Here is a 13,830-nt window from a genome sequence, read left to right as displayed (position 1 = left end):
ATGCATAACTTATTTGGATTTAATAATATATTTGAACACTCTAATGCTAGATATTTCACTTCTAACCAACTAGCTGAAGAGTTTGTTTGGACTCCAGCATTTGAATCTCTGATATCTAACAAAAATCATATAATACTAGGTTCTCGAGGCTCGGGTAAGACTGCTTTGATTAAAATGCTTTCTCATGAATGCCTTACTAAGTTAAATGATGAAAAAGCAAGAAAAATCATAGATCAACGCTCGTTTATTGCGACGTACATTCCCTTGAAAGTTGAATGGGTAAACTCAATTGGTGACATTGATGATAATAACCAGCTTTTTAAGTGGAGTTTGAACTTATCTTCATGCGCAAGGTTTTTAGATACCATACGAAGCTGCCTTCATTCGTATATTGAGGATGAAATAGATAGGATTATCAAAGAAAAATCCATTTGCAATAAAATATCAGAATTATGGTTGTCTAAGAAATTAAATACAATTACCGATATTTATGACGAGCTAGAGATTACCGAATATAAAAAGAACATTATATTTAATAAGATGAAGCTAGGTCTTAAATTAAGCGATGACGATCTTATGGTTGGGCTTAACTTTAATACTGATCTATTTAAGCCTTTAACAATGGCACTATCTACAGTAAGAAAAGAAATCGGACTTTCTGATTCTTCTACATTCTGTGTTTGTATTGATGAGGCTGAATTCTTAACAAAAGAGCATCATAGAATATTGAATACGCATATGAGGTCATATAATGAGATCGTATTCAAAATAACAACAATGCCATACCGGCACTACACTCTGGAAACTGTTACGGGCACTCCACTAAACATGGGGCACGACTTTGATTATTTAAATATTGATAAGCAAGGCCTCCATGGCAGTTCAAATAATAACTCTCATAATTTCTTTGAAAATTTCGCAGATAAGCTTTTTAGAAAAAGAATAAAAAATTCATCTATTATAAATAAAAATATTACACTAGAGTTTCTTTTGGGTAATTCAATATTAGTTGACTCCCCTAAAGATGCACTTCCTGATGATAAACTGATGGAGAAGGTGAGAGAGTATTGTGATTCCAGTACGATCAAAAGAGCGGAGAGGTTACTGGAGCAAGACTATTCTCTTTTCGAAAGCTCGGTATCAAGAAAATTGAGAGGGACACTGATATTGAAAGATTCCTTTCAACGTTATAAAGGTAATGCTTCACCATTTATATTTTCTGGGCATTCACTAATAGTAAGATGTTCTGATGGAAACCCACGTCGCCTATTACGGTTATTTAATTATCTTTTTTCAAAGAATATTGAATCTTGTACTGAGCTTAAGCCTCTATCAGACAAGGAGCAAGGTGCGAAACTAAAAGAGTTTTCATACTCAGAACTGGATGGTTTAAACCTAGAGGTGGATGGAAAGAAAGCTTTCGATTTGTTTACAACAATTGGTAGATTTTTAAAAGACAAACTTCATACAGACAAAATAAATACAGATACATACAACTCATTTTCATTCGATGTTGAAGATGATAACGTATGGAAATATATAGAAACAGCTGTAGATCTAGGTTTAATTTACCCAGATTTTAGAGGGTTGGACAACGATAACAAAATGCCAAACAGAAAAGGTAGATTTTCCTTGGCCTTTTGTTTATCACCTCATTTTTACTTAATGCCAAGAAAAGGAAACTCCATCAAATTATCTGTGATAATGAACAATTCTTCTTATAGCCGATTTAAAGCTGTAAATAAAAACAATGATGATGGACAATATAGTCTAGACTGGGAGGGGGATGATGAATAAATTACATGTAGATGACTTATCAATAGGTGAGCTAAGGCAGTCAAAATATGATATTGCATTGTTCTCTTGTGGATACGAAGAACGCTGTATTGACGTGGCGACACGATTGCATAAGGATAATATCGACAATGTGATTGTTTTAGCTTTTGACCAACATAAAGAAGATCCAGTTCGTGTCGATAGTTTGAATTATTTTTCAGAAAGCTGGACTGGCTTCAAATTGCTAGAAATTTCACAAAGAGAAATTTCTGAAATACAAAAAATATTAAGTGAAATAATTAATAAGGTTAATGTTAGGGAATTAAAAATATTAATTGACTACACTTCGATGTCTCGAGCTTGGTATGCGGCGATTTTAAACTACTTGGTTAATTTTTGTGAATTGAGAGTAACAGTTGATTTGATATATGCAACTGCAGTGTATAAAAATTTAGATCTTAATGTTGAACTAGGTGAGTTACGCATAATTCCGGGGTGTGAAGGTATTTCATTAACCAAAAGATATAATGCAGCAATATTTATGTTAGGCTTTGATAGATATGGTCCTCAACGTTTATATAATTTATTAAACCCAAACAAATGCTTTGGTATCATGGCTGCACCAGCTGCAACCTATGATTATGAAAATACTTGTTTAGAAAAAAACAAAGACTTTATTTCACACTACCTTGGTGGTGAAGATAAACTCATAAAATTGCCAATTAATAGTATTGCTACATGTTATGATAATATGTCACAAATGCTATCTCCTCTTAGATCTGAGTACAACGTTTCCATTATTCCATTTGGACCAAAACCACATATTTTAGCCGCGATATTATGTAGTTTTAATTATCCTAATGTTACCTGCCTATACTCTGAATATATTCGAAATGAAACTACAAAAGTTGAATCCTCCGGTGATTTTGTAATATGTCGCTTGCATGTCAAAAGACATGAATAACTTATTGATTCTACTACATTACTAGATGGTTTAGTTTGGGTGTAGGGTGTTGTAAGTATCTCACCCAAGCAGGCCACATGTTTTTAGATATCTGAACTAACAAGCAATAGCGTTCGTGATATCAACTTCTGGCACGGAGCGGACCTTCTGAAGCTCCATCGTAAGCACATCTGTTTTAGTTCCACGCACTCTTTGAGATTTCCGGGGTTTCAGCCATCAGCCGTTACTCTTCCGGTGTCAGGTTATCAAGGGATTCGTGGGGGCGCTCGCCGTTGTATTTAGCCAGTCAGCGCTCTGAACAGATAAAAATCCAGTATTTCTGTCCGGTACGTCCGGTTGAACCGCTAGATAAAGGCATTCTGCGTGGGCTTGCCGAGCCAGATAAATTCCAGCATCACACCATGCTCTTCTGCCCATTGCGCCAGCGTCAGCGTAAGCGTCAGCGTCAGCGTCAGCGTCAGCGTCAGCGTCAGCGAGACCAGCTCCGGGCCGTTATCCATCCGCATTTTCAGCGAATATCCGGGAAGTGTATAGCAAGGCTGATACTAAATTAGAAACTAGAAATGGCTTTCGGGAACAATGAATCTATTGCTAACCACTCTGCATTTCAATCAACTGAGTATAGTTCAAAAAGTGAAACTTTTAGTAGTGACTCAATAAGCCAATTGGTGCCTTAAGTGTTATTAATGCACCAGAAATTAAAAATTTTCCATATTACAATTATTAATAGTAACTAATAGCTATTAAACATTAGCGCCAAATAAATTATTCGTATTTCTCGATGAATTTTCATCTTTTTCACTTCTGTGGTTAGATAGTAAATAAGCATTAGCTTCTAATATTGATTTCAAATTCTTTAAGATATTACTCATATCTGACTTGGCTTCAACCATAATAATTGGAATGCGACATCTTTTTGCCTCTTCAAGTTCCCATTGGACCCATTTTGAAGTAAAGACTGAACTGGATGCAATTAAAATTAGTAAATTAGATTGTGATAACATGAATTCCACATGTCGCTGCTTATCTTTTTCGGTGTTATGTAATAGATCGATGTAGCAATGACCATAAAGTGAAACGACCTCTGATACAAGCTCTAATAATTTTTTATCAACATTATCGTCTCTAGTCGTGTAGCTGACAAAAATATTCATGCTACTTACCTATATATACGTAAACAAGCCATCCACTAATTTCTATGATTGCAAAAGTATAGTATAGGGCCATTGAATGGTTAAATGCTGCCTTAAACCAAGTTACCTCTAAGTTTTCAGTTGGATAGTTATTAATAGAATTTCTATTGGCCAATGCAATCAGTTTATTATTCATAGCCACCCGAGTTTTCCTCTGAAAATAATATGCAGAAAAATCTGCGATCCAGAAACCAAAACATAGGATAAAAGTTATATAAAAATAAGAATGATCAAGTTTACCATCGGTTAGTTTTGCTAATATCGCCAAAGTTGCACCGATAAGTCCTACGCATATCTTTTTGAGCTCAAAACAACTCTTACTCATTTGAAGTGTCGCTTCATGGAGTTGATTCACAACTACCCAATCAAGCTCATCCTCACAAGTTTTTTTATATTCTTCCATTAGTCTTAACCTTTGCATTCGGATAGGTAAAGTGTCACAAAACTAAAGAAGTGAAATAACCTTGCATGATTTTTTCACTAATGAAGTATGAACCAAATGAAGCCGTATCAATAAGTAAACGTATTAGTCTCATTCATAACCTTACCTCACGATTCGCTAAGCTAGCTTCAATGTAAATAAATTTCAATAGATTTATCGTAATCCATTGAATTAATGCATATAAAACATAAGTAAATAGTACGTTACATGAGGTGGTCAGCGCCACATCGGTGAGAAACTACAGCGTTTGCAAAGTCCGTTCCTGGCACGAAACACACATGCGTACCTGAACAGTCAGCTTATACGAGGAGCAGCCCTCCGTCTTTCCCTACCCCAGGCTCCCAGCCTCCGGGGTTCCCTGATGAAAAACCAGCCTCCAATGACTGCTATCAGAACACTCCCAACACGAAGAACGAAGGGAAGCCCTGGTACCCTCCGGATGAATTGTCCGGTAATGCAATATGGCAAAATCATCCCTGATGCTGATGAGCCGGAAGTCGCTGCTGTGAATAGCCGGGGCACCTTCTTCGGCGATAAGAGAATCTATCGTCTCCTGCCGACTCACCCTTACACCTGATCGTGTGATTTCCGTGAACTCAGGGTGAAGTATCTGTTCAAGCCATTTCCGATCGTTCCTTTTGGCACCGTGAAGGGTGCATTCGAGCGATGTAAGCTTTTCCAGCAACATGGCGTTCCTCCTCGTTAAATTTTGACAGTCGCGCTCATTACTTTAATTATTTTGCGGCGCTTCGCTAAAATGATTTAAACGTAACCAGGGCAACAAACACAAGGCCGCCAGTTTGCAGCAACCAGGACCTGAGAGGGTCTGGATTATCCGCGCTGAATACAAAGAGAGACGCATGAATATTCTTATCGCGAAAATCACTCCGGATAACAACGGTTTTTTGGCGTTAAAAGAGGAGAGCATGGCTGCTGGATTTAACATGCTACGCAGACTTGAAGAAAACTGGCTCAACGGGCAGAACCGCTTTGATAAACCCGGTGAGAATTTGTTAGGTTTTTACGCTGACGGCTTACTGATTGCCGTATGTGGATTAAACCAAGATCCTTACATGCCTTCAGTCCGGGCCGGACGACTCCGTCATCTCTATGTAGGAATCGAGTGGAGAAGAATGCGGGCTGGTATCACTCTGCTCAAAACAATACTGGAAGGTTCTGAGCGCTGGTTTGATTTTATCAATACTAACGCGCCTCAGTCAGCATTCAGCTTCTATGAAGGTGCTGGCTTTATTCCACTGGCAGATGCCGGTAACGTTACCCACCGCCTCTACATGAAGTCATATCATTTTCATCCTCTGAGCTGATGCAGGTTGATTGATACACCATGTTGTTCGTCACGTTCATTTAGCGCGAACGCTGCAAGCAGGAGGCAGACGCTTCTTTGTGAACTTCATTCCGCCGCGCTGCCATAAAAAAACCGGGCCTTTGCCCGGTTTTCGTTTGCAGCATGTGCAGAAATTACAGCCCGTTTTCGGCAATATCCATGGCGAAATACGTCAGGATAATGTCTGCGCCTGCACGTTTGATCGCACCCAGGCTTTCACGCACCACGGCACGCTCGTCGATGGCACCGGCCTGCGCCGCGAATTTGATCATCGCGTATTCGCCGCTGACCTGATACGCCGCCAGTGGCAGACGGGAGGCTTCGCGGATGTCGCGGATAATATCGAGATAGGCACCGGCAGGTTTCACCATCAGCGCGTCGGCGCCTTCCTGTTCATCGAGCAGGGATTCGCGCACCGCTTCGCGGCGGTTCATCGGGTTCATCTGATATTGTTTACGGTTGCCTTTCAGCACGCTGCCGCCCGCTTCACGGAAAGGTCCGTAGAGCGAAGACGCGAATTTGGTGGAGTACGCCATGATCGAGGTGTCGATGAAGCCGGCTTCGTCCAGAGCGCTGCGGATAGCCTGTACCTGACCATCCTGTGCAGCGGAAGGCGCGATGAAATCTGCGCCAGCGGCGGCGGCCACCACGGCTTGTCTGCCGAGGTTTTTCAGCGTCGCATCGTTATCTACGCCGTGATCGTGCAGGACGCCACAGTGGCCGTGCGAAGTGTATTCGCAGAAGCAGGTGTCAGACATGACGATCATTTCAGGCACGGTGTCTTTGCAGATGCGCGCCATACGGGCAACCAGACCGTTTTCGTTCCAGGTATCGCTGCCGGTGGCATCCATATGATGCGAAATCCCGAAGGTCATGACGGAGCGGATACCGGCGCGGGCATAACGTTCAATTTCAAACGCCAGACGGGATTCGGGGATACGTTGCACACCGGGCATGGCTTCGATAGGTACGTATTCAGAAGACTCTTCCTCTACGAAAATCGGCAGCACCAAATCGTTGACGCTAAATTCAGTTTCCTGAAAAAGTGTACGCAGGGATTCGGACTGTCTCAGGCGGCGAAGGCGTGAGCTCGGGAACTGATTCGACATGAAAACTCCTAAAAATTAATCTGTTGCGCTGAAATTTTTAAAAACAGGAGCGCAGACAGTTCAGACGGCAGGAGGCATTGCAGCGCCGTCAGACGATGAAGCCCGCATTTTATAATAACTTTTAAACAAATGATGAACTTTCCGTGAGGAGATGTAACAGAGGCCGCATTTTTGGCAAGGCGATCCCGGATGAGGGATCGCCTGACGCACACTACCCCAGCCTGATTTCGCGATCGGCGGAGGCAATGGTCGAAGGCCGGTGCGCGATAAATATCCGCGTGATATCCAGTTCGCTGATGGCCTGATTAATGCGCATTTCGTTGTCCAGATCCAGATGGCTGGTGGCCTCATCGAGGAACAGAATGGCCGGACGGCGGTAAAGCGCACGTGCAATCAGCACACGCTGTTTCTGACCGCCGGACAGGCTGCCGCCCAGTTCGCTTATCAGCGTTTCATAGCCCATCGGCATGCGTTCAATATCATCATGGATATTGCAACGGCGGGCGCAATCGATGATGCGCGCCTCGTCTTTCTGCTCGTCAAAACTGGCGATGTTCTCGGCGATGGATCCGGCGAACAGCGTATCATCCTGTAACACACAGGCGATGCAGCTGCGGTAATTGTTCAGACCGGCGGTGGTGATGTCCATGCCGTTGATCAGAATGCGGCCTTCGGTTGGCGTCAGTAAACCGGTCATGATTTTCATCAGCGTGGTTTTGCCCTGCCCGGACGGCCCGGTGATCGCCACACTCTCCCCCGCTGCCACCGACAGATTCAGCCCGTTAATCAGCGGCGCGGTCAGGCCATCGTACTGAAACACCAGATCGCGCACATCCAGCGACGCCGCCTCACCCGCCCGCAACAACTCACGTTCCGGCAGCGATTTTTCGGTGTCGGTCAGCGCGATATCCGCGATGCGGTCACGGTGCAGCGACAGCATTTTCAGCTGTAACATCATATTCAGCAGATTGGCCGCACGTTCTGAAAACTGCCCGCGATAGGTGTTGAACGCCACAAACATGCCGAGCGTCATATGGCCGTCGATCACCTGCGTGGCGCCCAGCCACAGCAGCGCCACCTGATCCAGCGTGGCAATCAGCGTATTACCGCCGGTAAACATCATTTCAAACTTGGTTTTACGCACCGTCGCATTGGCGTTATCAATGTTCAGATTCAGCCAGAAATTGGCGCGCGCTTTCGATAAACCGAGCGCTTTCAGCGTGCTGATGCCGTAGAGCGTTTCCATAAAATGCGAACCGGCGCGCGCGCCTTTGACAATTTGTTCCTCCGAAACCTGACGATACGCATTGTACGTTGCCAGACGGAAAATGACGTACACCGCCGTGAAGCCGAGGATCACCCAAATCAGCCAGCCGCCGTACAACACCATCATCACTATCAGCCCCACCGACATAATGCCGTCGATAATACTGTTCACCACGTTGGTGGTCAGCGTGGTACGCAGCGTGTCGAGCGAGGTAAAGCGAGACTGAATGTCGCCGAGTTTGCGCTTCTCAAAATAGTCGAGCGGCAGTTTCATCAGATGATCGAACAGCCGCGCTTTCCACTGCACGTCAATCAGCGTGCTCATCACCAGCGAGGTCCAGGCGCGCAGCATGCTGACGCCGGTGCGAAAAATGATAAAGAACAGCAGGCCGAGGCAAATCAGCGTCAGTAAATCCGGGTCTTTCGCCGGGATCACGTGGTCCATCACCAGCTGCATCCCCACCGGCAGCAGCAGATTGACGGATTCAATCATCAGCGACAAGCAGAAGATTTTGGTCAGCGCCGGAATAAGCCCGCTGACGTTACCCATCATTTTGCGCAGGTTAAGACGCACGCGCGGTTTTTCAGAGGTAAAACCATTGTCAGGCCACAGCTCGAGCGCCACGCCGGTGAAATGCTCGGAAACTTCGCGCAGCCCCAGTGAACGGCGGCCAAATGCGGGATCGTGAATAATGACCTTGCCCTGTTTAACGCCGACCAGTACCACAAAATGGTTGAGATCCCAGTGTAAAATACAGGGCGTTTTCAGTGCGTTAAGTTCGTCGATGTCCAGCTTCAGCGCGCGGGATTTCATCTCATTCGCCGCCGCGATATCCATCAGCGTGCGCAGCGTCGCACCGCGTGACGAAATACCGTGGCGCTGGCGCAGACTCTGTAAATCAACGTGTTTGCCGTGATAACCAAACACCATAGCCAGACTCGCCAGCCCGCACTCGGCGGCTTCAGTCTGGATAATCTGCGGCACACGCTGGCGCCAGCTAAAGTGCAGGCGGTCAGCCAGCTCCCGTACATTATCGAGATTCATTGATCGGCCCCACCACGCTTTTCTTCATGCTGTAATACGGAGACAACATCCACTGATATAGCGGCCTTTTCTCCAGGAATAATGTTGATTCGGCTTTCATGCCGCTGGATAAATTCAGCGTCTCGCCGTGCCAGTCCATCGCTTTTTTATCCAGTGACACAATCACTTTGTAATACGGCCCGCTGACCGTGCCGCTGGCGTTTCGCGGCGCGCTGGCGTAGGAATTCAGTTCCTGCTCCGAAACCGGCGCAGAGGAGATCGATTCCACCTTGCCGGGGAACTGGCCATATTTTTCAAACGGATAGGCTTCGTAACGAATATTGATGTGCTCGCCCGCTTTCACGTAAGGCACGCTTTCATTGGGCAACCAGGCAACGAGAAAGAACGGGGAATTGCTGGCAGGTACCAGCTGCGCGAGGCTGTCCCCGGCATTGACCATCTGGCCAGGCGTGACGCTCAGCGAGGAGATTTTGCCGGAGGTTGGCGCCGTGATCAGCAATGAACCTCTGGCATCAGCCTGCGCCAGCTGACGTTCAAGATCATTACGCTGATAGCCGTACTGCGAAATCTGGTTATCGAACTCGGCGGCGCGCGTCACCAGTTCGCTGCGCAGATTGGTGATTTGCAACGCTTCCTGAATCGCCTGGGTGTTCAGGCTCTGGAATGACGTTTGTTGCTGATAAAACAGATAGCGCTGATTATTCAGCTGATCGGTATTGATCAGCCCCTTCTTCTGATACGCGCCGTAGTTCTGCATGCTTTTCTTCATCGCATCCAGTCCTTCCTGCGCGGAATCCACCATGCTTTGTGAAACCTGATGGGCTTTCTCATATTGCGCTAACTGCTGTTGCAAGTTTTGCAGCGTCTCCTGCTTATTGCGTTCAAGTTGCGCGACGATGGCATCAATTTGCTCACGCTGTTTTTTAATCGCGGCGAGCGTGGTGGTGCTCACGTTGCCCGCCTGCGTCACCCGGCTGACGTCAATTTCATACAGCGGCTGGCCTTTTTTAACCGGTTTACCGGTATCAACATACAGTTCAGTGATCACGCCCTGTTCGGGGCTGAATAAGTTAATGCTGTGCGGCTGGGTGATAATTTCACCACTGACATTAATCCGTCGGGTGTAATTAGTGAAGATTAGGAATATGAGTAAGAAAATAAGAAAAACAGCGGTCAGTGACGTCACAATCCATAAGGGCCAGCCGGCGAGTAATAACGCTTTACCCGTCCAGTGATTTTGCTGATGTTCATTGACCTCTTTGCGAAAGAGCATATTTTTTGTTCCGGGAAAACAGGCTGTAAAAACAGAATCTTTGAAAGATAGCAGCCAGAAAACCTCCTGCCACCGCGATTACTCTGAAACATCGCTGGCGGTATTTCCGTATGGAGACAGTCACGCGGTAATATTAATTTACTTTCTGTAGTGAAAATAATATCTCTCAGTCACCCGGTTATTTTTTATACGACAAATGAATAAATCAGATAAGCTTAAGTATTAATTCACAGTAAAAACATATAGTTAAACTTAAAATTCGACTTAGGAGATTATTCCTAGTCAAATTCTTCTCCGGGTGCTCTAGGCTTAATCCCTGTGAAGACATTGCGTAGAAATTATCTCCATAGCATTACTCAATGTTTTCATCGCCCCCGGAATATCGGGGACTGGCTTTAACAGATAAGAGGATGACCTAAGATGAAACAATTAACAGAACGTGATATTGAAATGGTTAATGGTGCGGGTTGGTCGGAAGATGTGAATAAAGTGGCCGACCGCTTGTCAAACTTTGGTCAGGACGCGGTAAGTGATACCGGTAATGCGGTGAACAAAGCGTATTCACAAATTTCCGACGGTCTTGCTAAAGCACAGAACTATCTGACAACCTAGTTTACAGTCTTTAAAGGTTTATCAGAGTTATACCAGCCCCCATTTATTTGGGGGCTTTTTTTTGTCGCAGATTTACTTATGACAAAATAAACGTCAGACACCCGCCCTGGTTTTATCGCTCTTCACCATGCTGTTTTTCAGCTTGCCGATGAGCTCACGGCGGAAATCGCCGAGTTTGGGTTTATCCCCTTCCAGCCACGGCAGCGGGCGGCAGAGCTCCATGGTTTTGATGCCCAGACGCGCGGTCAGCAATCCGGCACCGATACCTTGCGCCGCACGGGCAGACAGACGCGCCGCCAGGTCCTGCGACATCCAGTCCATCCCCACTTCGCGCACCAGTTCGGACGCCCCGGCGAAGGCCATATTCAGCAGCACCAGACGGAATAAACGGATGCGGCTGTAATAACCCAGTTCGATGCCGTACAGCACGGCGATGCGGTTGACCAGACGCAGGTTGCGCCAGGCGATAAACGCCATATCCACCAGCGCCAGCGGGCTGACGGCAATCATCAGCGCCGATTCCGCCGCTGAATGGCTGATCTCACGTCGCGCCTGCGCATCGAGCACCGGCTGAACTAACCGCGCGTAAAGCTCGACCACTTCACGATCATTCTGAGTTTCATGCAGCGACGCCTGCCAGCGTTGTAATGCCGGATGGCTGTTATCGAGCCCCGCCTGCGCCGCCAGTTTTTCGCAGAAAGCGCGCCCCTGCCCCAGTCCGTGACTGTGCATTAACTCACGTGCCTTATCGCGCTCGTCGGCACGCTGCCGCAGGCGGTATAAGCGCCGCCATTCGGTGGCGATTGAGCCGACACCCGCGAGGATAATCAGCCCGCCTGCCGTGCAGGCACCGAGTGCCACCCAGTCCTGCTGGATCCAGGCCTGATGTACCCATTGAACGCCCTGCGCCACCACGCTGATACCCAGCACCGCCACGCCCAGACGCACCAGTTTACTCCACACGCTGCGGCGCGGTTTGAGTGCGCGGCTGAGTACCGCTTCGGCCTCGCCCTCTTCCTGTTGTTCATCCGTTTCGCTGGTGACCGGAATGAAGCGCTCTGAAGCGAATTCGTCAAACGCCAGCGCCGGTTTGATCACCGGTTCGGCCGGGGCTTTTAATTCCGTTTCAAAATCGATACGCGGTTTTAAAGGTTCGCTCATCGCATTTTATCTCCCAGTAAAAACTCCATCACCGCATCCAGACGGATGTGCGGCAACGGCTGATCCACGCTCATTTCGCGCGGACGAAACTCGTCAAAATGGAAACCTTGTTTTTGCCAGAACGCGTGCCCCGGCAGGCGCGCCGGGACTTCGCCGGGGAACACGGTCAGCGGCGCGCCGTCCTGCAAACGGTGACCTTTCAGCGCAGGCAAACTTTGCCCCTGATATTCCACCAGGCCGGTTTCCGTCGCCTGAACAGAAGCCAGTCCGGCGCAATCCATGCTGATGCCTTCGAACGCCGCGTTCTGCCACGCTTCCTGCACCAGTTGCTGTAACAGCGACACCAGATTGGCGTGCTGATCGCCGGTAATGTGATCGGCTTTGGTGGCGGCGAACATCAGTTTATCGATGCAGGGATTAAACAGGCGGCGGAACAGCGTGCGTTTACCGTAGTGGAAACTTTGCATCAGCTGAGTCAGCGCGAGACGCATGTCATTGAACGCCTGCGGCCCGCTGTTGAGCGGTTGCAGGCAATCGACCAGCACAATCTGGCGGTCAAATTTCACAAAGTGATCTTTATAGAAGCCTTTCACGATGTGCTGACAGTAGTAGTCGAACCGCGCGCGCAGCATGCCGAGATTACTGTTTTTATCTGCCTGCGCCAGTTGCGCGTCGGTATAGCGGTTCAGTTCAGGCCACGGGAAAAATTGCAGTGCGGGCGCACCGGCCATATCGCCCGGCAGAACAAAACGCCCCGGCTGAATAAAGTGCAAACCTTCGGTTTTGCAGCGCACCAGATAGTCGGTATACGCCTGTGCAATCGCGCCCAGCAGATTTTCATCCGCCGGCGCCAGCGGATCGCATTGTTCGCACAGCGTCAGCCACGGCTTCGCCCATTCTGCGCGATCGCCCTGTAACAGCCCCGCCATCTGGCGTGACCAGTCGAGATACTGTTGCTCGAGCATCGGTAAATCCAGCAGCCATTCACCGGGATAATCGACAATTTCCAGATATAACGTGGAGGTATCTTTGAAGTGACGCAGCAGGGAGTCGTTGGAGCGGTAACGCAGTGCGAGGCGGATTTCGCTGACGCCACGGGTTGGCGTTGGCCATGCAGGCGGCGTGCCGAAAAGCGACGCCAGCCCTTCATCATAGGCAAAACGCGAGACGCCCAGATCCCGCTGGGGTACGCGTTTCACGCCCAGCAGTCGCTCCTCGCGGGCAGCCGAAAACAGCGGTAAACGTGCGCCGCTGTGCATGTGTAAAAGCTGGTTAACGAAGGCGGTAATAAATGCGGTTTTTCCGCTGCGGCTTAAACCGGTGACGGCCAGCCGCAGATGCCTGTCCATGCCGCGATTGATCAGTGAATTAAACTCGTTTTGTAGTCTTTTCATTGCTCTCCCTGGCGTAGCGCCCAAACAGCGCGGTCAAAATACGTTTGAATAACGGTTCTAATAATAGTGCTAAAACGTAACGAACGGGTCCTTTTGCTACCACGCCCAGCACGCGCGCCGCCAGCCCGGCAGGGCCAAAAGTCAGCGCCAGCGTCACGATCACGCCGAAAATTTTCTTCAACAGGCTGCTTTTACCCGGCAGCGAGGAATGCAGATAACGGGTCATAAAGATTCCTTAAGCGGGGACGTG

The 13,830-nt window shown here is 47.5% G+C and carries 13 protein-coding genes and 1 pseudogene; 4 read left to right on the top strand and 10 right to left on the bottom strand.

The annotated features are described in order from the left end of the window. Together ACQZQY_RS13940 and ACQZQY_RS13935 are read left to right on the top strand one after the other, a co-directional pair. Positions 1-1,797 carry a hypothetical protein gene (locus ACQZQY_RS13940; RefSeq protein ID WP_431295812.1) on the top strand — a complete coding sequence of 599 codons (1,797 nt, stop codon included), beginning with the start codon at positions 1-3 and terminating at the stop codon, positions 1,795-1,797. Continuing rightward, complete coding sequence (locus tag ACQZQY_RS13935) at positions 1,787-2,740, top strand: hypothetical protein (protein ID WP_431295811.1); 954 nt, start codon at positions 1,787-1,789, stop codon at positions 2,738-2,740. Before ACQZQY_RS13940 ends, ACQZQY_RS13935 begins: the two co-directional genes overlap by 11 nt. A 223-nt stretch (positions 2,741-2,963) precedes the next feature. Here the strand turns inward: ACQZQY_RS13935 and ACQZQY_RS13930 are convergent. The 4 genes and pseudogenes from ACQZQY_RS13930 to ACQZQY_RS13915 form a co-directional block, all read right to left on the bottom strand. After that, positions 2,964-3,261, bottom strand: a pseudogene (locus ACQZQY_RS13930) (integrase core domain-containing protein); the annotation flags it as partial. A 222-nt stretch (positions 3,262-3,483) separates the two neighbouring features. After that, positions 3,484-3,894 (bottom strand): TIR domain-containing protein, encoded by a 411-nt coding sequence (locus ACQZQY_RS13925; protein WP_431295810.1) that lies wholly within the window; start codon positions 3,892-3,894, stop codon positions 3,484-3,486. Between the two features lies 1 nt (position 3,895). Then, entirely contained in the window at positions 3,896-4,336 is a 441-nt protein-coding gene (locus tag ACQZQY_RS13920; RefSeq protein ID WP_431295809.1) for a hypothetical protein, read from the bottom strand. Between the two features lie 367 nt (positions 4,337-4,703). Next, complete coding sequence (locus ACQZQY_RS13915) at positions 4,704-5,063, bottom strand: DUF4440 domain-containing protein (protein ID WP_431295808.1); 360 nt, start codon at positions 5,061-5,063, stop codon at positions 4,704-4,706. 172 nt (positions 5,064-5,235) lie between these two features. Between ACQZQY_RS13915 and ACQZQY_RS13910 the strand changes: the two genes are divergently transcribed. Beyond that, positions 5,236-5,700, top strand: a complete 465-nt coding sequence (locus tag ACQZQY_RS13910; RefSeq protein WP_431295807.1) for a GNAT family N-acetyltransferase — start codon at positions 5,236-5,238, stop codon at positions 5,698-5,700. A gap of 154 nt (positions 5,701-5,854) precedes the next feature. On the opposite strand, the gene hemB is transcribed toward ACQZQY_RS13910, so the two are convergent. The 3 genes from hemB to ACQZQY_RS13895 all read right to left on the bottom strand — a co-directional run bounded on the left by hemB (position 5,855) and on the right by ACQZQY_RS13895 (position 10,413). Then, positions 5,855-6,829 (bottom strand): porphobilinogen synthase, encoded by a 975-nt coding sequence (gene hemB, locus ACQZQY_RS13905; RefSeq protein WP_056780997.1) that lies wholly within the window; start codon positions 6,827-6,829, stop codon positions 5,855-5,857. Positions 6,830-7,040: 211 nt separating this feature from the next. Continuing rightward, on the bottom strand, positions 7,041-9,140 hold the full coding sequence (locus tag ACQZQY_RS13900) for a peptidase domain-containing ABC transporter (RefSeq protein WP_122095567.1): 2,100 nt from the start codon (positions 9,138-9,140) through the stop codon (positions 7,041-7,043). Next, positions 9,127-10,413 (bottom strand): HlyD family secretion protein, encoded by a 1,287-nt coding sequence (locus ACQZQY_RS13895; RefSeq protein ID WP_431295806.1) that lies wholly within the window; start codon positions 10,411-10,413, stop codon positions 9,127-9,129. Before ACQZQY_RS13895 ends, ACQZQY_RS13900 begins: the two co-directional genes overlap by 14 nt. 420 nt (positions 10,414-10,833) lie before the next feature. Between ACQZQY_RS13895 and ACQZQY_RS13890 the strand changes: the two genes are divergently transcribed. After that, positions 10,834-11,025 (top strand): hypothetical protein, encoded by a 192-nt coding sequence (locus tag ACQZQY_RS13890; RefSeq protein WP_056781007.1) that lies wholly within the window; start codon positions 10,834-10,836, stop codon positions 11,023-11,025. A 93-nt stretch (positions 11,026-11,118) separates the two neighbouring features. On the opposite strand, the gene ACQZQY_RS13885 is transcribed toward ACQZQY_RS13890, so the two are convergent. The 3 genes from ACQZQY_RS13885 to ACQZQY_RS13875 are packed head-to-tail and all read right to left on the bottom strand — an operon-like array spanning position 11,119 to position 13,806. Then, complete coding sequence (locus ACQZQY_RS13885) at positions 11,119-12,186, bottom strand: TIGR01620 family protein (protein ID WP_431295805.1); 1,068 nt, start codon at positions 12,184-12,186, stop codon at positions 11,119-11,121. Beyond that, complete coding sequence (locus tag ACQZQY_RS13880; protein ID WP_390975161.1) at positions 12,183-13,580, bottom strand: YcjX family protein; 1,398 nt, start codon at positions 13,578-13,580, stop codon at positions 12,183-12,185. Before ACQZQY_RS13880 ends, ACQZQY_RS13885 begins: the two co-directional genes overlap by 4 nt. Further along, positions 13,555-13,806 carry a phage shock protein PspD gene (locus tag ACQZQY_RS13875; RefSeq protein WP_056773717.1) on the bottom strand — a complete coding sequence of 84 codons (252 nt, stop codon included), beginning with the start codon at positions 13,804-13,806 and terminating at the stop codon, positions 13,555-13,557. The genes ACQZQY_RS13880 and ACQZQY_RS13875 overlap by 26 nt, the downstream gene beginning before the upstream one ends. Positions 13,807-13,830: the final 24 nt, after the last annotated feature.

The organism is Rahnella sp. PAMC25559, from assembly GCF_050632365.1.
Classification (GTDB): Bacteria; Pseudomonadota; Gammaproteobacteria; order Enterobacterales; family Enterobacteriaceae; genus Rahnella; species Rahnella rivi.
The sequence above is the reverse complement of the archived record's forward strand: the minus strand, read 5'-3'. Positions and strand labels throughout refer to the sequence as shown.

Excerpts from the sequence above, each read along its gene's own strand:
- ACQZQY_RS13940 (WP_431295812.1), top strand. The coding sequence starts at position 1 with ATGCATAACTTATTTGGATTTAATAATATATTTGAACACTCTAATGCT.
- ACQZQY_RS13935 (WP_431295811.1), top strand. The coding sequence starts at position 1,787 with ATGATGAATAAATTACATGTAGATGACTTATCAATAGGTGAGCTAAGG.
- ACQZQY_RS13925 (WP_431295810.1), bottom strand. The coding sequence starts at position 3,894 with ATGAATATTTTTGTCAGCTACACGACTAGAGACGATAATGTTGATAAA.
- ACQZQY_RS13920 (WP_431295809.1), bottom strand. The coding sequence starts at position 4,336 with ATGGAAGAATATAAAAAAACTTGTGAGGATGAGCTTGATTGGGTAGTT.
- ACQZQY_RS13915 (WP_431295808.1), bottom strand. The coding sequence starts at position 5,063 with ATGTTGCTGGAAAAGCTTACATCGCTCGAATGCACCCTTCACGGTGCC.
- ACQZQY_RS13910 (WP_431295807.1), top strand. The coding sequence starts at position 5,236 with ATGAATATTCTTATCGCGAAAATCACTCCGGATAACAACGGTTTTTTG.
- hemB (WP_056780997.1), bottom strand. The coding sequence starts at position 6,829 with ATGTCGAATCAGTTCCCGAGCTCACGCCTTCGCCGCCTGAGACAGTCC.
- ACQZQY_RS13900 (WP_122095567.1), bottom strand. The coding sequence starts at position 9,140 with ATGAATCTCGATAATGTACGGGAGCTGGCTGACCGCCTGCACTTTAGC.
- ACQZQY_RS13895 (WP_431295806.1), bottom strand. The coding sequence starts at position 10,413 with ATGCTCTTTCGCAAAGAGGTCAATGAACATCAGCAAAATCACTGGACG.
- ACQZQY_RS13890 (WP_056781007.1), top strand. The coding sequence starts at position 10,834 with ATGAAACAATTAACAGAACGTGATATTGAAATGGTTAATGGTGCGGGT.
- ACQZQY_RS13885 (WP_431295805.1), bottom strand. The coding sequence starts at position 12,186 with ATGAGCGAACCTTTAAAACCGCGTATCGATTTTGAAACGGAATTAAAA.
- ACQZQY_RS13880 (WP_390975161.1), bottom strand. The coding sequence starts at position 13,580 with ATGAAAAGACTACAAAACGAGTTTAATTCACTGATCAATCGCGGCATG.
- ACQZQY_RS13875 (WP_056773717.1), bottom strand. The coding sequence starts at position 13,806 with ATGACCCGTTATCTGCATTCCTCGCTGCCGGGTAAAAGCAGCCTGTTG.